This window comes from Phenylobacterium sp. (genome assembly GCF_035309685.1).
Lineage (GTDB): Bacteria > Pseudomonadota > Alphaproteobacteria > Caulobacterales > Caulobacteraceae > Phenylobacterium.
The window spans coordinates 16,571-38,857 of the sequence record NZ_DATGEX010000001.1; the positions used below are offsets into that span (position 1 = coordinate 16,571).

At 69.8% G+C, this 22,287-nt stretch carries 24 protein-coding genes; 10 read left to right on the forward strand and 14 right to left on the reverse strand.

Annotated features, from left to right (window positions below):
• Nucleotides 1-124: 124 nt before the first annotated feature.
• Together VKQ35_RS00095 and VKQ35_RS00100 are read right to left on the reverse strand one after the other, a co-directional pair.
• The gene (locus tag VKQ35_RS00095) at nt 125-388 is read right to left on the reverse strand and encodes a hypothetical protein (protein WP_324357798.1); all 264 of its coding nucleotides are present in this window, start codon (nt 386-388) and stop codon (nt 125-127) included.
• An 81-nt stretch (nt 389-469) separates the two neighbouring features.
• Complete coding sequence (locus tag VKQ35_RS00100) at nt 470-1,447, reverse strand: nitronate monooxygenase family protein (RefSeq protein ID WP_324357800.1); 978 nt, start codon at nt 1,445-1,447, stop codon at nt 470-472.
• 78 nt (nt 1,448-1,525) lie between these two features.
• On the opposite strand from VKQ35_RS00100, the gene VKQ35_RS00105 reads away from it, so the two are divergent.
• Complete coding sequence (locus VKQ35_RS00105) at nt 1,526-1,927, forward strand: nuclear transport factor 2 family protein (RefSeq protein WP_324357802.1); 402 nt, start codon at nt 1,526-1,528, stop codon at nt 1,925-1,927.
• Nucleotides 1,928-1,978: 51 nt separating this feature from the next.
• A complete protein-coding gene (locus VKQ35_RS00110) occupies nt 1,979-2,446 on the forward strand; it encodes a GNAT family N-acetyltransferase (RefSeq protein ID WP_324357804.1) in 468 nt (155 codons plus the stop codon).
• Nucleotides 2,447-2,449: 3 nt separating this feature from the next.
• Here VKQ35_RS00110 and VKQ35_RS00115 read toward each other — a convergent pair whose 3' ends face one another.
• Entirely contained in the window at nt 2,450-3,235 is a 786-nt protein-coding gene (locus tag VKQ35_RS00115; RefSeq protein ID WP_324357806.1) for an SDR family NAD(P)-dependent oxidoreductase, read from the reverse strand.
• A 183-nt stretch (nt 3,236-3,418) separates the two neighbouring features.
• On the opposite strand from VKQ35_RS00115, the gene VKQ35_RS00120 reads away from it, so the two are divergent.
• Nucleotides 3,419-3,985, forward strand: coding sequence for a peroxiredoxin family protein (locus VKQ35_RS00120; RefSeq protein WP_324357808.1), 567 nt, complete (start codon nt 3,419-3,421; stop codon nt 3,983-3,985).
• A gap of 13 nt (nt 3,986-3,998) precedes the next feature.
• Here VKQ35_RS00120 and VKQ35_RS00125 read toward each other — a convergent pair whose 3' ends face one another.
• Nucleotides 3,999-4,796 carry a 3-hydroxybutyrate dehydrogenase gene (locus VKQ35_RS00125; protein WP_324357810.1) on the reverse strand — a complete coding sequence of 266 codons (798 nt, stop codon included), beginning with the start codon at nt 4,794-4,796 and terminating at the stop codon, nt 3,999-4,001.
• Nucleotides 4,797-4,798: 2 nt separating this feature from the next.
• Entirely contained in the window at nt 4,799-5,632 is an 834-nt protein-coding gene (gene yaaA / locus VKQ35_RS00130; protein ID WP_324357812.1) for a peroxide stress protein YaaA, read from the reverse strand.
• Between the two features lie 85 nt (nt 5,633-5,717).
• On the opposite strand from yaaA, the gene VKQ35_RS00135 reads away from it, so the two are divergent.
• Nucleotides 5,718-6,302, forward strand: coding sequence for a hypothetical protein (locus VKQ35_RS00135; protein WP_324357814.1), 585 nt, complete (start codon nt 5,718-5,720; stop codon nt 6,300-6,302).
• On the opposite strand, the gene VKQ35_RS00140 is transcribed toward VKQ35_RS00135, so the two are convergent.
• From VKQ35_RS00140 to VKQ35_RS00160, 5 genes are all read right to left on the reverse strand, one after another.
• A complete protein-coding gene (locus VKQ35_RS00140) occupies nt 6,299-7,708 on the reverse strand; it encodes an FAD-binding oxidoreductase (protein WP_324357816.1) in 1,410 nt (469 codons plus the stop codon). The two genes, VKQ35_RS00135 and VKQ35_RS00140, sit on opposite strands and share 4 nt — an antisense overlap.
• A gap of 23 nt (nt 7,709-7,731) precedes the next feature.
• Nucleotides 7,732-8,655: an L-threonylcarbamoyladenylate synthase gene (locus VKQ35_RS00145; protein ID WP_324357818.1), complete on the reverse strand. Its 924-nt coding sequence runs from the start codon at nt 8,653-8,655 to the stop codon at nt 7,732-7,734.
• A gap of 32 nt (nt 8,656-8,687) precedes the next feature.
• The gene (locus VKQ35_RS00150) at nt 8,688-9,440 is read right to left on the reverse strand and encodes a class I SAM-dependent methyltransferase (protein ID WP_324357820.1); all 753 of its coding nucleotides are present in this window, start codon (nt 9,438-9,440) and stop codon (nt 8,688-8,690) included.
• A gap of 71 nt (nt 9,441-9,511) precedes the next feature.
• Nucleotides 9,512-10,816, reverse strand: a complete 1,305-nt coding sequence (locus VKQ35_RS00155; RefSeq protein WP_324357821.1) for a YceI family protein — start codon at nt 10,814-10,816, stop codon at nt 9,512-9,514.
• A gap of 22 nt (nt 10,817-10,838) precedes the next feature.
• A complete protein-coding gene (locus VKQ35_RS00160) occupies nt 10,839-11,444 on the reverse strand; it encodes a YceI family protein (RefSeq protein WP_324357822.1) in 606 nt (201 codons plus the stop codon).
• A gap of 156 nt (nt 11,445-11,600) precedes the next feature.
• On the opposite strand from VKQ35_RS00160, the gene VKQ35_RS00165 reads away from it, so the two are divergent.
• From VKQ35_RS00165 to VKQ35_RS00180, 4 genes are all read left to right on the forward strand, one after another.
• Nucleotides 11,601-12,956, forward strand: a complete 1,356-nt coding sequence (locus VKQ35_RS00165; RefSeq protein ID WP_324357823.1) for an amidohydrolase family protein — start codon at nt 11,601-11,603, stop codon at nt 12,954-12,956.
• Complete coding sequence (locus VKQ35_RS00170; protein WP_324357825.1) at nt 12,953-14,065, forward strand: dipeptidase; 1,113 nt, start codon at nt 12,953-12,955, stop codon at nt 14,063-14,065. Before VKQ35_RS00165 ends, VKQ35_RS00170 begins: the two co-directional genes overlap by 4 nt.
• Nucleotides 14,066-14,096: 31 nt before the next feature.
• Nucleotides 14,097-15,842, forward strand: a complete 1,746-nt coding sequence (locus VKQ35_RS00175) for an acyl-CoA dehydrogenase (protein WP_324357827.1) — start codon at nt 14,097-14,099, stop codon at nt 15,840-15,842.
• Nucleotides 15,843-15,918: 76 nt separating this feature from the next.
• Nucleotides 15,919-17,790: an ATP-binding protein gene (locus VKQ35_RS00180; RefSeq protein ID WP_324357828.1), complete on the forward strand. Its 1,872-nt coding sequence runs from the start codon at nt 15,919-15,921 to the stop codon at nt 17,788-17,790.
• A 43-nt stretch (nt 17,791-17,833) separates the two neighbouring features.
• Here the strand turns inward: VKQ35_RS00180 and VKQ35_RS00185 are convergent, their stop codons facing one another.
• Nucleotides 17,834-19,015, reverse strand: coding sequence for an amidohydrolase family protein (locus VKQ35_RS00185; RefSeq protein ID WP_324357830.1), 1,182 nt, complete (start codon nt 19,013-19,015; stop codon nt 17,834-17,836).
• Between the two features lie 15 nt (nt 19,016-19,030).
• Between VKQ35_RS00185 and VKQ35_RS00190 the strand changes: the two genes are divergently transcribed.
• On the forward strand, nt 19,031-19,618 hold the full coding sequence (locus tag VKQ35_RS00190; RefSeq protein ID WP_324357832.1) for a DNA-3-methyladenine glycosylase: 588 nt from the start codon (nt 19,031-19,033) through the stop codon (nt 19,616-19,618).
• Here the strand turns inward: VKQ35_RS00190 and VKQ35_RS00195 are convergent.
• Complete coding sequence (locus VKQ35_RS00195; protein WP_324357834.1) at nt 19,615-20,178, reverse strand: hypothetical protein; 564 nt, start codon at nt 20,176-20,178, stop codon at nt 19,615-19,617. The two genes, VKQ35_RS00190 and VKQ35_RS00195, sit on opposite strands and share 4 nt — an antisense overlap.
• Before the next feature lie 186 nt (nt 20,179-20,364).
• On the opposite strand from VKQ35_RS00195, the gene VKQ35_RS00200 reads away from it, so the two are divergent.
• The gene (locus VKQ35_RS00200; protein ID WP_324357836.1) at nt 20,365-21,246 is read left to right on the forward strand and encodes an alpha/beta hydrolase; all 882 of its coding nucleotides are present in this window, start codon (nt 20,365-20,367) and stop codon (nt 21,244-21,246) included.
• 6 nt (nt 21,247-21,252) lie between these two features.
• Here VKQ35_RS00200 and VKQ35_RS00205 read toward each other — a convergent pair whose 3' ends face one another.
• Together VKQ35_RS00205 and VKQ35_RS00210 are read right to left on the reverse strand one after the other, a co-directional pair.
• Nucleotides 21,253-21,597 carry a hypothetical protein gene (locus VKQ35_RS00205; protein WP_324357839.1) on the reverse strand — a complete coding sequence of 115 codons (345 nt, stop codon included), beginning with the start codon at nt 21,595-21,597 and terminating at the stop codon, nt 21,253-21,255.
• Between the two features lie 36 nt (nt 21,598-21,633).
• On the reverse strand, nt 21,634-22,218 hold the full coding sequence (locus VKQ35_RS00210) for a tetratricopeptide repeat protein (protein ID WP_324357841.1): 585 nt from the start codon (nt 22,216-22,218) through the stop codon (nt 21,634-21,636).
• Nucleotides 22,219-22,287 lie beyond the last annotated feature (69 nt).

The following is a 22,287-nucleotide window of genomic DNA, read 5'->3' on the forward strand; positions in this document are numbered from 1 at the left end:
GCCAAATCACCGCGTCAGGGCTAGGGCGAAGCCGCGCGAAAAACAAGCGCGGCCCCCGGTTTCTTGGGCGCAGCAAAAAGGCGCCGCGGGAACCCGCGGCGCCTCTCGCCATCGGATCTAGGGCCTAGAATCTGACCCAAACGCCATCGCGCCAGTAGCCCCGGCCGCGGTGTTCGCGCCAGCGGTAGTGCTCGTCGTGGTTCCACCGCCAGTTGTCGGGGTGCACGACGATGTTCCATTCAGGCTTGTACTCGGGTTGCGGGCCGCGGACGTGCCAGCATTCGTTCTGGGCGTTGCAGACCACGGCCGCCGAGGCGGAGGTGGCCGCGAGGCCCGCGCCGCTCAAGGCAATCGCGGCGGCGAGCGCGCATTTCACAGTCAGTTTCATGGATCGTCTCCGTTACGTCCTGGGGGGCGAAACGACTACGAAGGCTTCGGGTTTCACGCCCGGCTCACGAAATTCGTGCGGTCAGGCGCTCGCCTTGGCCCGCAACGCCGAGACCCGCTCAATGGCGGCTTCCGCCTCGGCCATGATCCGCGCCACGATCTCGCCGGCCGGCAGCACGTCGCGCACCCCGCCCGCCGACTGGCCCATGGCGAAGGCGGACTTGTCGATGTCGAGGTTCTCGATCTGGCCGCCGATGCCACCCATGGCCCCGGCCCGGCTGGAGAGGATGGCCTGCTGTGGGAAGGGCTGGATATCCGCGGCTCGGCTCTCCCAGTCCTCGACCCAGAGGTTCTTCTTCACCCGCATCGGCTTGCCGGAATAGGAGCGGGTGCGGACGGTGTCCTCGTCGGAGGCCTCGACGATCACGTCGCGGTACATCTGACCCGCGTGGGCTTCCTGGCTGGCGATGAACCGCGTCCCCATCCAGACGCCGACCGCGCCGAGGCTCAGCGCGGCCGCCAGGCCTCGGCCGTCATAGAGCCCGCCCGCCGCCACCACCGGGATCTTCACCGCTTCCACCGCCTGGGCCACCAGCGGGAGCGTGCCAACCAGGCCCGTGTGCCCGCCGCCCTCGCCGCCCTGGCAGATCACCGCGTCGCAGCCGGCCTGCTCGGCCTTCACCGCGTGCTTCACCGCCCCGCACACCACCATGACCTTGAGCCCACCCTTCTTGAGCTTCTCCATAATCGGCATCGGCACGCCCAGCCCGGCCACGAAGGACGAGGCGCCCTCCTCGATGATGATCTCGACCGACGCGGTCAGGCTGTCGGGGCTGGCCGCCAGCAGGTCGACGCCGAACGGCTTGTCGGTCAGGGCCTTTACCTTACGCATCTCCTCGCGGATGAAGTCCGGCGAGCGGCCGGCCATGCCCAGCACGCCATAGCCGCCGGCGTTCGACACCGCCGCCACCAGCTCTGCGTAGGAAACGCCGCCCATGCCCGCCAGCATGATCGGGCGCCTCACGCCCAGGAGGTCACAGAGCTTGGTATGAATGGTCATGGGCGCGTTCCTCGATTTTGCGCCACGATGGCGCCGCCGGCGGACGAAGCAAACCTTGACGTGGAGGCAGGCGGGGCGATGGCGGATGAAACGGCGAACCTGGCGACGGCCAGGGCCTATCTGAAGGCGCTGGAAGAGGGCCGACCTGGCGACGCCCAGGCCCTGTTCGACCCGGACATCGTGCAGATCGAGCACCCCAATTCGTTGAAGCCGAACGGGGACCGGCGCACCGCCGCCATGATGGCCGCCGACGGCCAGCGGGGCCTGACGATCCTGCAGCGGCAGACCTATGAGGTCGTGAACGCGATCGCCCAGGGCGACCGGGTCAGCCTGGAGGTCCTCTGGACCGGCGTGCTGGCCATCCCGCTGCGCGACCTCAAGCCCGGCGACGAGATGCGCTGCTTTTCGGGCATCTTCCTCGACTTCAAGGACGGCAGGATCGTCGGCCAGCGCAACTACGACTGTTTCCCGCCGTTCTGAGCGCCGAACGGCTTGCAAGGACGCGGCCGGCGCCCGATCAGAAGCGCCGCCATGACCGAAACCCTTGCCATCCGCATCGACGACCTTTCGGGCGAACCCACGCGTCGCCTGCTTGCCCTGCACCTGGCCGGCATGCAGGCCAACACGCCGCCAGAACATGTCCGCGCGCTGGACCTATCCGGCCTCCAGAAGCCGCAGATCACCGTCTGGACCGCCTGGCGCGGCGAGGCGATCGCCGGGGTCGCCGCGCTCAACCAGTTCGCCGCCGATCAGGGGGAGCTGAAGTCCTTCCGCACCCATCCGGACCATCTGCGCAGCGGCGTCGCCGCGGCCCTGCTGGACCACATCATCGGCGAGGCGCGCACGCGGGGCCTGGCGCGCCTGAGCCTGGAGACCGGCCGGGGCGAGGCCTTCGAACCGGCGCTCGCCCTCTACCGCACCCACGGCTTCACGGACGGCGAAGCCTTCAGCGACTACGACGCCTCGTACTTCAACCAGTTCCTGCACCTCGACCTCTAGGCGTCAGAAGATCGCGTAGCCGCCGTCGATCAGGAAGCTGTCGCCCGTGTGGAAGCGGGACGCGTCCGACGCCAGGTAGACGGCTATACCGCCGAAGTCCTCCGGCTCGCCCCAGCGGCGGAACGGCACGCGTTTGATCACCGCGTCGTTGAACTTGTCGTTCCCCTGCGCGCCCGCGGTCATGTCGGTAGCGATCCAGCCCGGCAGAACGGCGTTGGCGCGCACGCCATAGCGGGCGTGCTCGACCGCGATGGCGCGGATCATCGAGATCACCGCGCCCTTGGTCGAGGCATAGGCCTCATTGCGCGCGGCGCCGTCGATGGCGCTCAGCGAAGAGGTGACGATCAGCGAGCCGCCGGCCTTGTCGCCGCTCCCGGCGCGCTCGACCATGTGCTTGCAGGCCTCGCGGAAGGTGAAGAAGACCCCGTCCAGATTCACCGCCAGCACGCGCCGGTAGGTCTCGGTGGAGAACTCCGAAAACGACGGCGCGCCGCCGCCGACGCCGGCGTTGGCGATGACCGTGTCGACCCGGCCGAATTCGGCCACGGCCTGCGCCATCCCGGCCTTGACCGCGGCCTCGTCGGATACGTCGATCTTGGCCGTCATGACCTTGCGACCGTGCGCCTTGAGGCTGGCCTCGGCCGCGGCGTTCTTTGTGGCGTTGGTGCCCCAGATCACCACGTCGGCGCCGGCCTGGGCCATGGCGTCGGCCATGCCCAGGCCGATGCCGCTATTGCCGCCGGTGACCAGCGCCACCTTCCCCGTCAGGTCGAACGGCTTGTAGGCCATGCCCGGAGCCTCCTTCTCTCGTCTTTCAAACAGGCGTTGGGTGTTCAAAGGCCCGGATCGTCTCCACGCGTCAAGGGGCCCGTAAACAGCGCCGTCAAGCGGGCGGCAGCGTAACCTTTGACCGCCGCATGCGAATGGAAGGCGGGGTGTCCGTGCGCGACGCCGCATTCTCCGGAGACCGTGATGAAGCTGACCGCCGCCTTCGTCCTTGCCATGACCCTAGTGGCGCCGCTGGCCGCCGCCGCCGCGGCTTGGGACGTGGGTCCGCCCGTGGGCGAAAAGGTCCCGGCGATCCACGCCACCGACCTGAAGGGCGCGCCGGTCGGGCTTAAGGACCTTTCCGGAAAGAACGGCGTGGTGCTGATCTTCTTCCGCTCGGCGAAATGGTGCCCCTATTGCCAGAAGCAGTTGATGGACATGAAGGACGCGCCCGGCCCTCTGGCCCAGCGCGGCTACAAGCTGGCGGCCCTCAGCTACGATCCGACCGACGTGCTGGACGGCTTCACCGAGAAGCGCGGCATCACCTACCCGCTGCTCTCCGACCTGGGGTCGGTGACCATCGACCGCTGGAAGCTGCGCGACGTCCGCTACAAGCCCGACAGTTTCGCCTGGGGCGTGCCCTACGCCTCCATCTATGTGATCTCGCCCAAGGGCGTGCTGCAGGCCAAGCTCGCCGAGGAGGACTACAAGGTCCGCCCGGAGCTCAGTGTCCTGCTGGCCACGATCGACGGCCTTCCGCAGAAGCGCTGAGGGCGGGCGCCGATCAGTTGGCCGTCCAGCCGCCGTCGACGCTGAGCGCGGCGCCGGTCGCCGAGGCGCCGACGTCCGACACCAGATAGAGCAGCATGCCGGCCAGGTGGCTGTAGTCCACGAAGGTCTTGTTGGGCTGGGCCGCCAGGATCACGTCCTCGATCACCCGCTCCTCCGGGATGCCGCGGGTCTTGGCTTGATCGACCACCTGGGCCTCGATCAGCGGCGTGCGGACGTAGCCCGGGCAGATGGCGTTGACCGTGATGCCGGTGCGGGCGAGCTCGACCGCGCAGGACTTGGTGAAGCCGACGACGCCGAACTTGGCGGCGCAATAGGGCGCCTTGAACGCCGAGGCGACCAGGCCGTGGGCGGAAGCGATGTTGACGATCCGTCCGCGGCCCTGGCCCTTCATGATCGGGATCGCCGCCTTGGTGGCGTGGAAGGTCGACGACAGGATCACCGCGATCAGCGCGTCCCACTTTTCCTCAGGATATTCGTCGACCGGGGCGACGTGCTGGATGCCGGCGTTGTTCACCAGGATGTCCAGGCGGCCGAACTCCTTGTGCGCATAAGCGATCAGGTCGCGGATCTCGGCCGGCTTGGTCATGTCGGCGCCGTGGTAGCGCACCGCCGCATTGGTCTTCTGCTGGATCGCCAGCCGGTCGGCCTCGATCTTCGCCGGATCGCCAAAGCCGTTCAGGATGACATTGACGCCCTGTTCGGCGAGCGCGGTCGCCAGCGCCTGGCCGATGCCGGAGGTGGAGCCGGTGATCACGGCCACCTGGCCCTCAAGCTTATAGTCCACGGCCATGGTCAGGCCTCCTCTTTCAGCCGGGCTTTCGCGGCGGCGCGGGTTTGGGCCCGAATCTGGGCGATGGGCGGCGGCTGCGGCCGGGCGAAGGTGAATTCCTCGTCGCTGGAGAGCGAGGGCTGGAACCGGTAGCCGTCCAGGTCGAAGGCCTTCAGGTCGGCGGCGCGTTCGAGGCGGTTGTCGATGGCGAAGCGGGCCATGGCGCCGCGGGCCCGCTTGGCGAAGAAGGACATGATGCGGGCCTCGCCGTCCTTCTCTTCCAGGAACCGGCAGCTGACCACCGGGGCCTTCAGGGCCGCGCGGTCGACGGCGCCGAAATATTCCTGGCTGGCGCAGTTCACGACCGTGCGCTCCTTGTGGCCGACCAGCGCCGCGTCGAGCGTCTGCGAGACCTTGGGACCCCAGAAATCGTAGAGGCTCATGCCCCGCCTGGTCTTGATCCGCACGCCCATCTCCAGGCGGTAGGGCTGGATGGCGTCGAGCGGCCGCAGCACGCCATAGAGCCCCGACAGGATGCGGACGTTCGCCTGCGCCCAGCTGAGCGCCTTCTTGTCCAGCTCGCGGGCGCGCAGGCCCAGATAGACGTCGCCGTTGAAGGCGAAGGCCGCTTGCAGGCCGTCCTCGCTGTCGGGATCGAAGGCCTGGAACCGCTCGCGGTTCAGCTTCGCCAGCTCATCGGAGATATCCATCATCCGCTTCAGGTCGCTGGCCCTAAGCTTTTTGGCCGCCTTGGCGAGTTCGGCGGTGTCGGCGGTCAACTGCGGCGCGGTCAGCGGCGCGGCGGCCGGTGCGGCGGTGAAGTCGAGCGATTTGGCGGGAGACAGCACGATGAGCATCGAGCGATGCTTTGCCGCGTCTCGCGGGGCAAGCCAAGACCTTACGAGGCTTGAGGGCCGGGCGGTTGTGAGCCATCACAGACCCATGCTGTTTCGCCGCGCCGCCTGGACGCCATTCATCGGTCTCGTGGCGGCGCTGGCGGTCGGCGGCGGGGCGCGCGCCGGCACGCTCGGCGCCTGCGTCTGGGCCAAGCTCTCGCCGGCCGAGCAGACGCGGGTCCTCGCCGCCTATCAGGGCGATATGGCCGCCGGCGCCGCGGCGCTGGAGCGGCTCAGCCGCAAGCTGCAGCCCGCGGCCGCAACCTGCGCCAAGCGCGCTGACGTCTCGGCGGATTGGGTGCAGACCATCGCCGGATCCGAGGCCGTGCAGACCTATGCCGCCGAGGCGCTGGCGGTCAGACGGCTTGACCGGGGCAAGCTCGACGCCGCCTGGGCCGCGGCGCCGCCCGACGTGGCGGCCTGCGTGCGCGCCAACGGGCGGCTGGCGTTCTTCTCCAACGGCCTGGGCTGCAGCAATCCGACCGCCTCGGCCTGGCTGCTGAAACGGCTCGGCCTGGATCAGAACCAGCAGCCGGCGGCGCGCCAGGCGCTCTACTATTTCAACGCCAAGGCGATCGGCGAGTGGGGCGACAGGCTGGTGGCCGATCTGGCCAACCGGCCCAAGGGCTAGAACAGCACCCGTGGGTTCATGATCCGCAAGGGGTCGAGCGCCCTGCGAATGGCCTCCAGCGCCTCGATCTCCACCGGCGACTTATAGCGCCTGGCTTCTTCGGTTTTCATCGAGCCCAGGCCGTGTTCGGCGCTGATCGAGCCGCCCATGGAGGCCACGATGTCGTGGACGATGCGGCTGCCTTCGTCGCGCCGCGCGGCATGCGGGGCATCTGGGGCGCCGTCGCCGCGCAGGACGTCGTAGTGGATGTTGCCGTCGCCCATGTGGCCGAAGGCGGCGATGCGGCAACCGGGGACGAAGGCGCGCATGGCGGCGTCCGCCTCGCTGAGGAAATCGGCGACGCGGCTGACCGGCACCGAGACGTCGTGCTTCCAGGTGGCGCCCTCGGGCTTCTGGGCCGGCGACTGGTTCTCGCGGATCGCCCAGAGCGCCTTGGCCTGGGTGTCGGTCTGGGCGACCACGGCGTCGCGGATCAGGCCCGCCTCCAGGCCGGCGCCAAGGAACCGCTCCATCGAAGCCTCAGCGGAACCCGGCTCGCCGGACGAGAACTCGGCCAGCACGTACCAGGGATGGGCCTCGCTCAGCGGATCGCGCGTGCCGGCGATGTTCTTCAGCGCGAACTCGACACCCAGCCGGCCCATCAGTTCGAAGGCCTCGACCGCGCCGCCGGTCTCGTCCTTGGCGCGGACCAGCAGTTTCAGCGCCGCGTCCGGGCTCTCGACCCCGATCATGGCGACGGCGCGCGACGCCATCACCGGGAACAGCTTCAGCGCCGCGGCGGTGACGACGCCCAGCGTGCCCTCGGCGCCGATCAGGAGCTGCTTCAGGTCATAGCCGGTGTTGTCCTTGCGCAGGCGCTTGAGGCCGTTCCATATCTCGCCATTGGGCAGCACCCCCTCCAGGCCCAGCACCAGATTGCGGGTCATGCCGTAGCGCAGCACCTGGGTGCCGCCGGCGTTGGTGGAGACGACCCCGCCCACCGTCGCCGAACCCTCCGAGGCCAGGCCCAGCGGGAAGCGGCGGCGCATGTCGGCCGCAGCCTCGTGCACGGCGGAGAGCGTCACCCCGGCCTCGGCCACCAGCACGTCATCGAACGCGTCGGTCTCGCGGATCGCGCGCATCCGTTCGGTGGAGAGCAGGACCTCGCCCTGCGGGATCTGACCGCCGACCAGGCCGGTGTTGCCGCCCTGGGTGGTGATCGGCGTGGCGGATTCCCGGCAAATGCCGACGATGGCGGCCACGTCGGCCGTGGTCTTCGGCAGCGCCAGGAACGGCGTCTCGCCGCTCCAGCGGTCGCGCCATTCCAGCAGCTTGGGCGCCAGCCGCTCGGGGTCCTGGCTCCAGCCGCCCTCGCCCAGCACGGCCTTCAGGCGGGAGAGCACATCGGCGGGAACGGGCGCGGTCATGGGGCCAATGTAGCGCCGAGCGCCTAGCCGACAAACCCCGCCGCACGCCTAAGCCGGTCGTTGATGGCCTCGCCGAGGCCGATGTCCGGGATCGGGGCGACGGCGATACCGGTGGCGCCGTCGGCAAGATCGGCGGCGCGGAGATAGGCGAAGAGGTTGGCGGCGGCCTCGGCGAGGTCGCCATCGGGGCTGAGGTTCAGGCTTCCCGCGCCGCCCCGGCCAAAGCCCAGCCAGACCTCGCCGGCCCGGGGTTCTTCGACATTGAGCCGCAGCGGCAGGTTCGGGGCGTAGTGACGGGCGAGCCGGCCGGGCGAGCGCCGGGCGTCGGCGTCGGCTTCGGAGAGTGGCCCGATCAGGGCCTCGATCTCCGCGCGGGTGACGGCGCCGGGCCTGAGCAGGCGTGGTTCGTCGAGCAGCGCCACCACCGTCGACTCCAGGCCGATCCGGCAGGGTCCGCCGTCGAGCGCGGCCGCCGCCGAAGCGCCGGTCTCCGCCACCGCGTCGGCGAGGGTCGTGGGGCTGGGCCGGCCGGAGCGGTTGGCCGAGGGCGCCACCAGCGGGCCTCCGAAGGCCTGCAGCAGCGCCTGGGCGATGGGATGGGCAGGGCTGCGGACCGCCACCGTGTCCAAGCCCGCACGCGCCAGGTCGCACACCGCCGCCTCATCGCCGATCGGCAGCACCAGGGTCAGCGGCCCGGGCCAGAACGCCGCCGCCAGCCGCTCGGCGCGCTCGTCGAAGACCGCGATCCGCCGCGCCACGGCGACGTCGGCCACATGCGCGATCAGCGGATTGAAGGCCGGCCGGCCCTTGGCCTCGTAGACCTTGGCGACGGCCCGCGCATCGCCCGCGTCCGCCGCCAGGCCATAGACCGTCTCGGTGGGCAGGATGACTAGGCCGCCGGCCCGGAGCGCGGCGGCGGCGTCTTCGATGTCGGCGGTCTTGTCCACGGCGGCTGGTTACACCGCCGGGGCCACGCCTCCTACCTCGGCTTGCGGAACTTGTAGATGAACTGGTCGGTGTGGCCGCGGATCGCCTTGTCGAACACCACCTTCTTCAGGTCGTCGGCGGGGTTCTTCAGCGCCTTGCTCTCGCCCTCGAACTTGAAGCCGGCTTCCTCGACCTCCTTCCTGACGATGGCCGGGTCGATCCGGTGCAGGGTGTCGGTGTCCCGCAGGCCCGAGCCCGCCTCGGCGGTGTGGTCGACCACCAAGAAGACGCCGCCGGGTTTGAGGGCGTTGTAGACCTGTTTCGAGAAGGCCACCGGGTCCAGCTTGCCCATGAACTTGTCCGGATAGTCGTGATAATTCTGGACCGTGAACACCAGGTCCACCGGCTCGGGGGTGCTGAACGCCGCGCCCGGCTGCAGGATCACCGAGGTGTTGGGATAGCCGGTGCGCGCCAGGCCCTGGTTCTTGACCGGGTCGGGCTGGGCCTCCTTGGCGTACTCGTTCGGCCAGATCATGAAGACGTGGCCCTTGGGCCCGACGATCTTCGAGAACACCTTGGTGAAGTAGCCGGAGCCCGGGATCAGGTCGACCACCTTGTCTCCCGGCTTGACGCCGGAGAAGGCCACGACTTCGGCGATGTGGCGGCGCGCGTCATCGACGGTATCGTCGGCGCGGCCCTTGTCGGCCACCGCAGCGGTGACGTAGGCGGGAATGGCCGGCGCCGCGGCCGCGGAGACCGTGACAAGACCGGCCACGGCGCAGGCGGCCAGGAACAGGTTTTTCATGGGACGTCCCAGGTTGTTGCGAAGCTTGCGGCAAGCTCCGGCTGACCCGTCCGCCTGTCAATCGGCCAAGCCTACCGCTTGTCGCTTACAGCATTCACTTGGACGCGGATCGCGACCTTCGCCGGCACCTGGTCGGTGGCGGTGAACTCGCCCTGGCCGACGCCGAACAGGGTGCGGTCGAGGCTGGTCTCGCCGCTCATCTGCGCCTTGTCGCCGACGATCTTCAGCTTGAACGGCAGGTCGACGGGCTTCTTGACGCCGCGCATCTCCAGCGCGCCGTGGGCCACATAGGCGCCCTCACCCGTCTTCTCGAACTTCGTGGCGGTGAAGACGGCCTTGGGATGGGTCGCGGCGTCGAACCAGTCGCCGGAGGGCAAGGAGGCGTCGCGCTGCTCGTCGCCGGTCTTGGCCGAGGTCATGTCGATGGTGACCGTCACCTTGGATTTGTCGAGCGCGTCCGGGCCGAACAGGATGTCGGCCTTCCAGCTGTTGAAGCGGCCCTGCACGGCGTCGCCGCTCCACTTGGTCTCGAAGTTGAGGCTCGAGCCCGGCGCGACCTTCCAGGCCACGGCGCCGGTGGCGGCCGGCGCGGGCGCGGCGGCGGTTGTCGGCGCGGCAGCGCTGGGGGCCGGCGCGGCCGGCGTTTCGGGCAGGAAGGCCTGGGCGGGCGCCGCCTCCGCCGGCGGCGGGCCGCTCGCGGGATGCGGCGGGTTCACCAGTTGGCCGAACGCGAACACACCAAGGACCGCCAGTCCGATCAGCAGGAGCCTGGGGTCCCACCAGCGCCCGGGAACGGCGCCCGGCGCCATGCGCGGCAGGATCGGAACGCTGCGGTCGAAGAACTGATGCTTCAGCGCCCCGCCCACGTGCAGGACGAAGAGCCCGTAGAATCCGAACGCCAAGGCGCTGTGGCCTGTGTGGCCGATGGTGTCCCACATGTGCTTGGCCGGCGCGGCCAGCCCACCGATGCCGGGGATGTTCGGCCAGGGGATCACGCCGTAGAGCAGGGTCGGGATCTGGGTCTTGCTGGCCGAGACCATCAGCCAGCCGGTCAGAGGCATGCCGATCATGATCGCGTAGAAGGCCCAGTGGACGACCTGCGAGGCGACCTTCTCCCAGGCCGCCAGGCCGGCCGGCTCCGGCGGCGGCGGATTGATCAGCCGCCAGCCCAGCCGGATCAGGCTGAGCAGCAGGACCGTGATCCCGATCGACTTGTGCAGCTGCGTCAGAGCGAACGCGGTCGGGCTATGGTCGTCGCCGAACCGCCAGGCGAGGCTCACCTGGGTCACGATGGCCAGCGCGATGATCCAGTGGAGCAGGATCGCGCCGGTGGCGTAGCGGTTGCGGCCAACAGGCGCGAAACGGACGGAGGTCATGCGGGGCCTTCCTGGCTGCAGTCTATTTCTTCTCGAACTCGACCTCGAAGATCACCTCGACGTCGTCGCTGGTGAACTGATTGAGGATCACGCTACTGACTCCGAAATCGGACCTCTTAATCCTGGCCGAGCCGGAAAATCCGAGCCGCGTGCCCAGGGGCGTGATCCCGTGGCCCGCGCCGTCGAAGGTGACGTCCAGCGTCACCGGCTTGGTGACCCCGTGCAAGCTCAGATCCCCGGTGACGGTTCCCTTGCCGTCTTCCCCGCCGGCGAGCGCGGTGGAGACGAAGGTGATGGCCGGGAACTTGTCGGCGTCGAGATAGCCCGCGATCTGCTTGTTGAAGGCCGGATCGTTGGTGTCGACCGACTTCGGATCCACTGTGAACGTGAGCTTGGTCTGCTGCCAGTTGGCCGGGTCGTAGGTGAAGGACCCGTCCAGTCCGTCGAGCCGCAGGGTGTAGTGCGAGAAGCCCATGTGGACGATCTTCACCGTCAGGCTCGCGTGGCGCTTGTCGAGGACATAGGCGCCCGCCGGAACCTTGGCCGGATCGGTGGTCGAGGGATTGGCCAGCGCCGCCCCGCCCCAGGCAAGCGTCGCGGTCAGGGCGAGGACAGCGGTACGGATCATTGGCGAAGCTCCACTTTGCCGGGGCAAGATGGTGGGCGCGGAACCTAGCCGAAAGAGTGGCCGGGCCGATTTACGGCGTATGGGGGCTGATGGGCCCTGACGCTTGCCGGGCCGCCGCCTGCGACCTATCGCTTACGGCGTCAGCGGGAGGGTGATTTGATCCGGATCGGCTTGAGCGTCGCGGCGATTGCGGGGGCCTCATTGCTGGCGGCGGGCGCGGTCCGCGCCGCCGATGCGCCGGCGCCGCCGACGCTCTATCGCCACGCGACCCTGATCGACGGAACCGGCGGGCCGGCGCGGGCGGACATGTCCGTTCTGGTCGAGGGCGAGCGGATCAAGGCGGTGGCGCCGGACGCTGGGCTTGCCGCGCCGCCCGGCGCCACGGTCGTCGACCTCACGGGCAAATACCTCGCGCCCGGCCTGATCGATTCCCACGAGCACCTGGCGACGCCGCCCAACCGCCACGCCGCCGAGGCCAACATGCGCCGCGACCTCTATGGCGGGGTCACCGCCATCCGCGACATGGCCGACGACCTGCGCTCGGTGGGCGAACTGGCCCGCGAGAGCCGCGCCGGCGAGGTCCCGGCGCCGGACATCTACTACGCCGCCCTGATGGCCGGCCCGAGCTTCTTCGTCGACCCGCGCACCCATGCCGCCAACTTCGGGGTCGAGCCCGGCAAGGCGCCCTGGATGCAGTCGATCGACGCCAAGACCGACATCCGCAACGCCGTCACCCTGGCCAAGGGCACCTCGGCGACCGCCATCAAGATCTACGCCAACCTGCCGGGCGATCTGGTGAAGAAGATCGCCGCCGAGGCGCACCGCCAGGGGATGCTGGTCTGGGCTCACACCACCGTCTATCCGGCCACGGCGGCCGAGGTCCTGGCCGCCAGGGTCGACGTGGTCTCCCACGCCTGCGGCCTGGGCCATGCGGTGGCCGGCACGCCGGCGACCTACCAAGCTCGCACGCCGATGGACCCCACGCCGTTCCTGGCCGCCGACAACCCGACGATCGGCCGGCTCTACGAAACGATGAAGGCGCAGGGCACGATCCTCGACGCCACGGTCAGCATCTATGCCGAGCAGGATCGCCAGCGCGCCGCCAATCCGAAGCTGAAACCCGCGCTCTGCAGCGGCGCCATGGCCGCGGCGCTGACCCGCCAGGCCTGGCGCGCGGGGGCGCCGATCACCACCGGCACCGACTGGCAGGCGCCCTGGGACGATCCGTGGCCGACCGTCAGCCATGAGTTCGCGGCGCTGGCCAGGCTCGGCATGTCGCCCGGCGAGATCCTGCATTCCGCCACCGAGGTCGGCGCCCGCGCCGCCGGCCAGGCCGCCGACATGGGGACGGTCGCGCCCGGCAAGCTGGCGAACCTGATCGTGCTGACCCGCGATCCGACGGCCGACATCGAGAACCTGAAGAGCCTGGAGCTCACCATCAAGCGCGGCCGGGCCTATCCCCGCAGCGCCTTCAAGCCGCTCGCCAAGGGCGATATCGAGGACGACGAATGACGCTCTCCCGCCGCACCGCGCTCGCCCTGGGCGCCGCCGCCCTCGCGAGCCCCGCCCTCGCCGCGTCCGCCGACCCCATCGCCGGATGGACGGTGATCAATGCGCTGGGCGGCCTGAACGACCCCAACCATCCGGACGCCAAGGGGGTGACGCCGCGCATGCTGGCCGACGCGCACGCTTCGGGCCAGACGGCGGTGAACATCACGCTCCCCTACGTTTTCGGTCCGGGCGATCCCTACCAGGAGACCCTGAAAGGCATCGCACAGGGCGACGCCGACATCGCCGCCCATCCGAAGGATCTGCTGAAGATTCTGACCGTCGCCGACATCGCCCGCGCCAAGGCGGAAAAGAAGATCGGCCTGATCTGGGGCTTCCAGAACTGCGCCATGGTGGGCCAGGACGCCCACCGCGTGGACCAGTTCGCCAAGGCCGGCGTCAGGGTCTTCCAGCTGACCTACAACAACGAAAACCAGCTCGGCGGCGGGTCGATGGCCGACGAGCACCTGGGGCTGACGCCGTTCGGCCGCGAGGTCGTGGACCGCATCAACGCCAACCGTTGCATGGTCGACCTTTCCCATTCCGGACGGCAGATCTGCCTGGACGCGGCGCGGACCTCGAAACAGCCGATCTCGATCAACCACACCGGCTGCCGCGCGCTGACCGACCTGCCGCGCAACAAGACCGACGAGGAGCTGCGGCTGGTGGCCGACAAGGGCGGCTTCGTCGGCATCTATTTCATGCCGTTCCTGAACCTGTCGGGCCACGCCAGCGCCGCCGACGTGGTGGCACATATCGAGCATGCGCTGAAGGTCTGCGGCGAGGACCATGTCGGCATCGGCACCGACGGCGGCACGACCCAGATCGACGACCTGGAGGCCTACAAGGCGGCGCTGACCAAGGAGCATGAGGACCGGGTCAAGGCCGGCATCTCGGCGCCCGGCGAGCGGGCCGACACCCACCCGTTCGTCGACGACCTGCGGGGCCCCGACCAGTTCCGCAAGCTGGCCCGGCTGCTTGGCCAGCGCGGCCACAAGCCGGCGCGCATCGAGAAGATCCTCGGCGGCAACTTCGTCCGCTACGCCCGCGACATCTGGGGCGCTTCGGCCTAAGAGACGCGTCGATCTGATCGGAGAGCCGTCCATGACCTTCCGCGCGCCCGTCCGGGACCTCGCCTTCGCGCTTTCGGCCGTCGGCCATGACGCCCTGATCGCCCGCGCCTATCCTGATCTCGACGCGGAGACGGTGGCCGCCGTGCTGGAGGCCGCGGGCGCCTTCACCGCCGACGTCCTGGCCCCGCTCAACCGCAAGGGGGACACCGAGGGCGCGCGCTACGAGAACGGAACAGTCACCGCCGCTCCGGGCTTCGCCGACGCCTACGCTCAGTTCGTCGAGGGCGGCTGGAACTCGCTTTCCGCCGATCCCGAGCACGGCGGCCAGGGCCTCTCCAAGGCCATGGAACTGGCCGTCTTCGAGATGGTCCACGCCGCCAACATGGCGTTTGGCCTCTGCCCCATGCTGACCCAGGGCGCGATCGAGGCGCTGGACCTGCACGGGACCGAACGCCAGAAGCGCCTCGTGCTGCCGAAGCTGGTCAGCGGCGAATGGACCGGCGCCATGTGCCTGACCGAGCCGCAGGCCGGCTCCGATCTCGCCGCCCTGACCTCGATCGCCCGGCCGGACGGCAAGGGCGGCTGGCTCCTGTCCGGCCAGAAGATCTTCATCACCTGGGGCGACCACGACGCGGCCGAGAACATCTGCCACCTGATCATCGCCCGCACCCCCGACGCGCCGCCCGGGGTGAAGGGCATCAGCCTGTTCCTGGCCAACAAGTTCGAGGTCAGGGACGACGGCAGTCTCGGCCACCGCAACAGCTTCCGGGCCGGCTCCATCGAGCACAAGCTCGGCATCCACGGCTCGCCCACCTGCGTCATGCTCTATGAGGACGCGCAGGCCGAACTGGTCGGCGAGTTGGGCCAAGGCCTGCCGCATATGTTCGTGATGATGAACGCCGCGCGCCTGCAGGTCGGCGTCCAGGGCGTCGCCATCGCCGAGCGCGCCTTCCAGCAGGCGCTGGCCTTCGCTCAGGAGCGCAAGCAGGGCCGCACGGTCTGGGAGGCGGACGGGACGATCTACGGCCATCCGGACGTGCGCCGGATGCTGATGCTGATGAAGGCCAGGATAGAGGCCGCCCGCGCCATCTGCCTGACCACCGGCGTGCTCTCCGACCTCGCCAAGCTCGCCGACAGCGAGGAGGAGCGCGCCGCGGCCAAGGCGCGCCAGGAGCTGCTGACCCCCATCGCCAAGGCCTGGTCCACCGACGTCGGCGTGGAGGTGGCGTCGATGGGCGTGCAGGTGCACGGCGGCATGGGCTTCATCGAGGAGACCGGGGCGGCCCAGCACTACCGCGACGCCCGCATCGCCCCGATCTACGAGGGCACCAACGGCATCCAGGCCATCGACCTGGTCGGCCGCAAGGTGCGTATGGCCGACGGCGCGGTGATGCGGAGCCTCTGCGCCGAGCTGGCGCTGACCGCCGAAAGCCTCACGGAAGTCCCCGACCTCGCGGTCGTGGGCCGCCGCCTGGCCGCCGGCGTCGCGGCCCTGGAGCGGGCCACCGACTGGGTGCTGGCCAACGGCGGGCCGGCCAGCCTCGCCGCCGCCACGCCGTACCTGAAGCTGGCCGGCGACGTGATCGGCGGGGCCATGCTGGGCCGCCAGGCGCTCGCCGCCGCCGGCTCGGATGACCCCTGGCTGAAGGGCAAGGCCGCCCTCGCGCGGGTCTTCGCCGGCCAGGTGCTGACCCAGGCGCCGGGAATCGCCGACGGCCTGATGGACGGGGGGGACGACCTGGAGGCCACGACCGCGGCGGCGCTGGCGCCCACCTAGACCCACGTAGATTCACGTAGTGGATTCTCCGAAGATTCACATTTGACGGCCATCCTCGCCGGCGGGTGAGGGGCAGATGAAGAAGCCGGTCTGGGAATTCGCGCGGGCGCGCGCCGCCGGTGAGGCGGCCGACGAAGGGGTCAGCCTCTATCACCTGACCCTGCACGGGATGTCCCATCCGCTCAGCTTCTTCGCGACGTTCAACGCGGTCGCGGGGGTCGGGCTGGCGCTGCTGGGCCATCCCCTGACCGGCCTGGCCGCCTTTGTCGGCTATTGCGCCATCGACGCGGTCAACCAGCACTTCATCCGCCGCTGGCTGGCGGTCGCGGCTGGGGCCGACGAGGTCCGCGGGTTCCGCAAACTGGCGGTGCTGAGCGCGCTGCGCATTTCAGGCTATCTGGTCCCGACCACCCTCATCGCCATGAGCGGCCATCTGGGCGACGTCCTGTTCTTCAGCCTGCAGGCCTGCACCCTGCTGGCGGTGGCGATCTCCACCGGCACCCTGTCGCGCCGGGTGTTCTGGGGGTTCGCGATCCCGGTTTTCGTGGCCATCGCCGTGCTGGCGGTCAGCTCGCTCAGCCCGATCCACGCCGCCGCCGTGCTGCTGAACCTGACAATCCTCGTCGTCCTCGTCGCGCTGATGGCCGAGAGCACCTTCCGCACGATCCGCGTGCTGCACGACGCCTTCAACGACAACGTCGCCCTGATCCCGGAGCTGGAAAAGGCCCGCGACCAGGCGCTGGCCGAACGCGCCGCGGCCAACGACGCGCGCGAGGAGGCCCGCCAGGCGAGCCGCGCCAAGGCCAACTTCCTGGCGACCATGAGCCACGAGATCCGCACCCCGATGAACGGCGTGCTGGGCATGGCGCAACTGCTGCAGCGCGACGAGACCGACGCCGGCCAGAAGGCGCGGCTGGAAGTGCTGATAGACAGCGGCGAATATCTGCTGGGCATCCTCAACGACATCCTCGACGTCTCCAAGATCGACGCCGGGCGGCTCGACATCGTGCCCGCCGCCGAGGACATGAGCCTGCTCCTGGAACGGCTGGTGAGCTTCTGGGGCCCGCGCGCCGACGAGAAGGGCGTGGCGCTGATCCTCGACATCAAGCCCAGCGCCCCGGCCTTCGCCCTGGTGGATGCGCTGCGCCTGCGCCAGGTGCTGTTCAACCTGGTCGGCAACGCCCTGAAGTTCACCGATCAGGGCTCGGTCACGGTGACCGCGCAGGCGACCCCCAACGGCGAGGGCGCGACTCTGCTGCACATCGCGGTCGCCGACACCGGCATGGGGATCGCGCCGGACCTGCTGCCGCAGCTCTTCACGCGCTTCACCCAGGGCGACGAGACCGAGGTGCGCCGGTTCGGCGGCACGGGTCTTGGGCTTTCCATCGCCAAGCAGCTCGTCGAGCTGATGGGCGGGCGGATCTGGGCGGAGAGCGAGGTGGGCCAAGGCTCGGCCTTCCACATCAAACTGCCGCTGGCGCTGGCCGCCGGCCCGGCCCGGCCCAAGGCCGTCAGCCGCGGCGATGAGCCCGTCCCGGCCGCCACCGCCCTGCAGATCCTGGCGGTGGACGACAACGCCGTGAACCTGCTGGTCCTCGACCAGTTGCTCTCCAGCTTCGGCCACGAGGTCGCCAAGGCGGCGAGCGGCGCCGAGGCGCTGGAGCTGATGGGCGAGCGCCCCTTCGACCTGGTGCTGCTGGACATCCAGATGCCCGGCATGACCGGCGTCGAGGTGCTGCAGCAGCTGCGCGGCGCCGACGGCCCCAACCGGACCGCGCCCGTGGTGGCGCTCACCGCCGACGTGACCTCAGGCGGCCGCCAGCGCTACCTCGACCTCGGCTTCACCGAGCACAGCCCCAAGCCGATCCAGATCGAGGCGCTGATGGAATCGATCACCCGCGCCATGGCCGCCTCCCCCGAGGCCCGCAAGGCGGTCGCAGCAGCTTGAATTCACGATCCTCCTCCCCTTGTGGGCGGAGGAACATTTGAGCCTAGGCCGCCTGCAGCGACGGAATATCGTGCAGGGCCAGGTCGAGGCCCTTGCCCATCAGGTCGATGAAGTTGTCGCGGAAGAACGCGCGGCGGGCCTGATCGGAGACCCCCTGCAGGCTGTCGTTGAACCGCTTCAACGGATTGCGCCCGCCTTCCACGTGCGGGAAGTCCGAGGAGAACAGGCACATCTCCTCGCCCGAATTCTCGATGATCCAGCGGGCGTTCTCGTGCGGATAGGGCGTGGCGCGGAACTGGCGGCGCAGGATCTCGCTGGGCCTGCCTGAGAGCTTCTGCAGCCGCTCCTCCTTGCCGAAGGCCGCGGTCCCGGAATCCAGGAACTGCATCAGGCTCGGCAGCCATGAGGCGCCCAGCTCGATCGCGCCCCACTTCAGCCGCGGGAAGCGGTCGAAGACCCCGTCGATGACCAGGGCCGACAGCGTCTGCCAGATCGACAGCGGAATGGTCATGAAGGTCAGCGAGGTGAAGTTCTCGTCGCCGCCGTGGAAATCCTTCACGTAGGGCAGGCCGTTCTCCAGATAGGCCTTGGCCATCTTCTCCTCGCCGCCCACGTGGAACAGGATCGGCAGGCCGGCCTCCTGCGCCAGCGCCCACAGCGGGTCGAGCTCGACGTGGCTGGGCGAGAAGCCCGGCGGATGGCGGGACGCGATCACCAGCGCCTTGGCGCCCATCTCGATCGCCTCGCGGGCGATCTGCGGCGCCTTCTGCCGGTCGACGAGCGGCACGTAGCCGGTCGCCAGCAGGCGGCGGTCGACCGAGCAGAACTCGGTCATCATCCGGTTGTGGGCGCGGGCGGTCTCCAGCGCCAGTTCGACCTCGCCCATCTGCTCCAGGCCGAAGTTGGAGAGGCAGGCGGTGGTGAACACCAGCTGGCTCGCGAAGCCGAAGTGGTCGAGCGCCTTGGGTCGGTCGGCCGAGCGGAAGGCGCCCAGGGCCTCGTAATTCTTGCGCAGCAGCAGGTTCGCCTCGTCGCCGGCGCGGAACTCGGGATCGTCCTGCTTGGCCTCGAACTTCGCCGACCATTCCGGCAGCAGCGCCTTGGGGCCGGCCAGCTCGATGAACCGGTCGCGGAATTTCGGGGCGACGTAGGGGTTGAGCGTGCCCGGCAGCTCCATGATGTGGCTGTCGGCGTCGTGGATGGTTTGGCCCTCGACGTATGGCATGCGAAATCCTCCCGAATGAATGACGCCATTTCGCGCCCCGAGACCCTGCGGCGTCAAGCCGAGCTGTTCGCCATGCATTCGTCGCGGGCGGCGCCGGCCCTGATCGGCTGGACGCTCACCTTCGACGGCGTCGGCGGCCGCATCGTCGAGACCGAGGCCTATGACCACGAGGACCCGGCCTCGCACAGCTTCTCCGGCCCCACGGCGCGCAACGCGGTGATGTTCGGCCCGGCGGGCGCGATCTACGTCTACCGCTCCTACGGCATCCACTGGTGCATGAACCTGGTCTGCGCGGGGCCGGCCAGCGCGGTGCTGATCCGCGCGATCGAGCCCACCGAGGGCCTCGACGCGATGATCGCGCGGCGCGGCCTGGAGGATCCGCGGCTCCTGTGCTCGGGCCCGGGCAAGCTCTGTCAGGCGATGGGCGTGACCCATGCCCAGAACGGCGCGCGCATCGACCGGCCGCCCTTCGACCTCGTCCCCGGGCCCCCGGCGCAGGTGGCGGTCGGGCCGCGCATCGGCATCACCAAGGCGGTCGAGGCGCCCTGGCGGTTCGGGGAAAAGGGCTCGCGCTTCGTCAGCAGGCCGTTCCCGAACGCCTAGGCCAGGCGGAAGAACAGCAGGGCGATGTAGGCGGCCATGACCAGGGCGCCGATCGGCGTGACGATCTCGTGGAAGCGCGGCTTGCGGATCAGCGCCGCCAACAGCGAGAAGGTGGCGAAGACGCCGTGGAAGGCCAGGTTCTCCGGCGCGGGCAGGTGGCCATCGAGCACGAAGTCCTTGCTGACGCTGACCGCCAGCAGCAGCAGGAAGGCCAGGTAGAAGGGCCGGCGCTCGCGGTAGTAGTGCGCCTTGAGGTCCACCGGCGCGTCGGCCGGGATATCCGGCAGCACCAGGCCGGCCATCATGTAGAGCAGCGCCATCTGCAGCAGCACCACGCTGAACTGCAGGAAGGTCCAGTCGCGGTGGCGCGCCAGGCCGAAGCTCGACCACCAGTTCTGGGCGGCGATCACCAACAGGAGCGCCGACCAGGTGATCGCCGGCGCGTAGAACCGCACCCGGCCGCGCGCCAGCAGCAGGCCGCGATAGCCCATCAGCACCTGGGTGATCGCCAGCCCCAGGATGATCGAGAGCAGAACCGAGAGGTAGGAAAACGCGTCCACGCCAAACCCCCGACCGCGGAACTCGCCACCCTGTTAGCGGATCGCGAAGGCCCTGGCGATCAGGGCCGGTCGCCGCCGCCCGCCTTGGCCATTGGCCAAATGCCCGCCCCACTTGCCACCTAGGGTTACCCGGCGGAACATCTGGCGGTTGAGTCGGGTTCTCGCCGGTTTCTCTGGGAGTTCGCCATGGCCTCCGTTCAGCAAGGCACCCTGCGCGCCGAGGGCGCGTCGATCTTCTACCGCAGCTGCGGGCGCGGCAGTCCGGTGCTGATCCTGGCGGGCGGCGACAAGGACGCCGACGGCGCCGACCCGCTGCGCGACGCGCTCGCCGAGCACCACCGGGTGATCACCCTGGATCGCCGCGGCCTGTCGCGCAGCCGGCCGGACCCGGGCGCGGCGCCGCCGACCATCGCCACCCACGCCGAAGACGCCCATGTGCTGCTGGCCGCGCTTACCGACGAGCCCGCCTATGTGTTCGGAACCAGCATCGGCGGCCTGATCGGCCTGGAGCTGATCACCCGCCACCCGGAGCAGGTGAAGATGCTGGTGGTCCACGAGGCGCCCACCGGCGAACTGCTGCCCGAGGCCGAGCGTGACGCCCTCAGCGACGCGCAGCAGGCCATGCTGGACGCGTTCCACAACGAGGGGCTCGCGGCCGCGGCGAAGAAGAGCGCCGAACTCGCCGGCATCGACCCGGAGGACCGCGAGCCCGATCTCCCCCCGCCGCCGAAGACCCCCGAGCCCGAGCGGAACATGACCGTCCTGCTGGAGTCCGACGTGCCGCAGGCGATCGCCTACCGGCTGGACGTCCCGCACCTCGATGTCCAGGCGCACAAGATCACGCCGGCGGCCGGAACCTCGACGCGCCGCACCCTGCTGCACAAGTCCGCCGAGGCGCTCGCCGAGATCCTGGAGCGGCCGTTGGTGGAATTCCCGGGCGGGCACACCGGTTGGCTGCTGCGGCCCAGGGCGTTCGCCGCCCAGCTGGTCCAGACCTTCGCCCAGGCCGACCGCCGCGACTGGCGGCTGCGCGACGGCGCGAGCCCGCGGCCTGGCGGGCGCGCCTAGGCCCGGTCAGCGGCGGTTGTCGGCGGCGGCGCGCGCCCGGGCGTTGGACGCCGCCAGCACCGCGTCCGGAATCTCGGCCAGCTGGCTGGGGTCGAGCTTGGGCGGCGGCGCGTCGGGATCGCGGGGAGCCGGCGGCGCGATGCGGGCCGCGGCGATATCGCCAAGCGCCTGCTGGGTGCGCTGGGCCGCCTGCATCACCGCCAGCTGATTGGTCAGCGCAATGTCGCGGTCGCGGGCGGCGCGGGCCTCGGCGGCGCGCCCCGCGTCCTGGGCATAGGTCAGGTCGCGGAAGGGCTGCGCCGCGGCCGGAGCGGCGGCGCTGAACGCCAGCAGGATGAGGAGGCTGCGCATCCCGACAGAACGCCCGGCTTACGCTTTGCGCTCCACCTACTCTTTCCGCTCCACATGGAAGCGGGCCAGTTCGGTCTTCGGCGCGGCCCAGTCCGGGCTGAGCTCGACGGCCTTCTGGTAGTCGAAATAGGCCGACTTCTCGTCGTCCATGCCCTCATAGGCCAGCGCCCGGTTGAAATAGACCTTGGCCGGCTCCTCGACGCCCAGCTGCAGGCCCTTGTTCAGGTCGGTCAGGCTCTCGGCGTAGTGGTGCTGGCCGATCAGCACGGCGCCGCGGTTGACATAGGCCTCGCCCATGTCCGGCCGCACCCGCACGGCTTCGTCGAAGTCCTTGGTGGCGCCCGCCCAGTTCAGGCGGCGCATCTTCAGGACGCCGCGGTTCACCAGCGTGCCGGCGCGGTCGCGGCTGGTCAGCACTTCCATCTCCAGCGCCTTGGTGCAGGTCTCCTCCAGGCGCGCGTCGACCTTGCCGGAGAGCGCGCCCTTGGAGCAGTCCTCCGCCAGCCCGCCGCCGATCACCGTCACCGAGGCGCGCGCCGCCCCGCTCGTCAGCAGACCGCCCGCCAGCAGGGCGACCGCGATCGCCGCCACACCCGCCGCACCCACCGTCAGCCGCTTCATCTGGATCGCTCCCTAAGCTCTCTGCCGCGGGCGAGGCCCGCGTACCGGCGTTCTGGGTGCAAGACTCCT

Excerpts from the sequence above, each read along its gene's own strand:
- VKQ35_RS00095 (WP_324357798.1), bottom strand. The coding sequence starts at position 388 with ATGAAACTGACTGTGAAATGCGCGCTCGCCGCCGCGATTGCCTTGAGC.
- VKQ35_RS00100 (WP_324357800.1), bottom strand. The coding sequence starts at position 1,447 with ATGACCATTCATACCAAGCTCTGTGACCTCCTGGGCGTGAGGCGCCCG.
- VKQ35_RS00105 (WP_324357802.1), top strand. The coding sequence starts at position 1,526 with ATGGCGGATGAAACGGCGAACCTGGCGACGGCCAGGGCCTATCTGAAG.
- VKQ35_RS00110 (WP_324357804.1), top strand. The coding sequence starts at position 1,979 with ATGACCGAAACCCTTGCCATCCGCATCGACGACCTTTCGGGCGAACCC.
- VKQ35_RS00115 (WP_324357806.1), bottom strand. The coding sequence starts at position 3,235 with ATGGCCTACAAGCCGTTCGACCTGACGGGGAAGGTGGCGCTGGTCACC.
- VKQ35_RS00120 (WP_324357808.1), top strand. The coding sequence starts at position 3,419 with ATGAAGCTGACCGCCGCCTTCGTCCTTGCCATGACCCTAGTGGCGCCG.
- VKQ35_RS00125 (WP_324357810.1), bottom strand. The coding sequence starts at position 4,796 with ATGGCCGTGGACTATAAGCTTGAGGGCCAGGTGGCCGTGATCACCGGC.
- yaaA (WP_324357812.1), bottom strand. The coding sequence starts at position 5,632 with ATGCTCATCGTGCTGTCTCCCGCCAAATCGCTCGACTTCACCGCCGCA.
- VKQ35_RS00135 (WP_324357814.1), top strand. The coding sequence starts at position 5,718 with ATGCTGTTTCGCCGCGCCGCCTGGACGCCATTCATCGGTCTCGTGGCG.
- VKQ35_RS00140 (WP_324357816.1), bottom strand. The coding sequence starts at position 7,708 with ATGACCGCGCCCGTTCCCGCCGATGTGCTCTCCCGCCTGAAGGCCGTG.
- VKQ35_RS00150 (WP_324357820.1), bottom strand. The coding sequence starts at position 9,440 with ATGAAAAACCTGTTCCTGGCCGCCTGCGCCGTGGCCGGTCTTGTCACG.
- VKQ35_RS00155 (WP_324357821.1), bottom strand. The coding sequence starts at position 10,816 with ATGACCTCCGTCCGTTTCGCGCCTGTTGGCCGCAACCGCTACGCCACC.
- VKQ35_RS00160 (WP_324357822.1), bottom strand. The coding sequence starts at position 11,444 with ATGATCCGTACCGCTGTCCTCGCCCTGACCGCGACGCTTGCCTGGGGC.
- VKQ35_RS00170 (WP_324357825.1), top strand. The coding sequence starts at position 12,953 with ATGACGCTCTCCCGCCGCACCGCGCTCGCCCTGGGCGCCGCCGCCCTC.
- VKQ35_RS00175 (WP_324357827.1), top strand. The coding sequence starts at position 14,097 with ATGACCTTCCGCGCGCCCGTCCGGGACCTCGCCTTCGCGCTTTCGGCC.
- VKQ35_RS00180 (WP_324357828.1), top strand. The coding sequence starts at position 15,919 with ATGAAGAAGCCGGTCTGGGAATTCGCGCGGGCGCGCGCCGCCGGTGAG.
- VKQ35_RS00185 (WP_324357830.1), bottom strand. The coding sequence starts at position 19,015 with ATGCCATACGTCGAGGGCCAAACCATCCACGACGCCGACAGCCACATC.
- VKQ35_RS00190 (WP_324357832.1), top strand. The coding sequence starts at position 19,031 with ATGAATGACGCCATTTCGCGCCCCGAGACCCTGCGGCGTCAAGCCGAG.
- VKQ35_RS00200 (WP_324357836.1), top strand. The coding sequence starts at position 20,365 with ATGGCCTCCGTTCAGCAAGGCACCCTGCGCGCCGAGGGCGCGTCGATC.
- VKQ35_RS00205 (WP_324357839.1), bottom strand. The coding sequence starts at position 21,597 with ATGCGCAGCCTCCTCATCCTGCTGGCGTTCAGCGCCGCCGCTCCGGCC.
- VKQ35_RS00210 (WP_324357841.1), bottom strand. The coding sequence starts at position 22,218 with ATGAAGCGGCTGACGGTGGGTGCGGCGGGTGTGGCGGCGATCGCGGTC.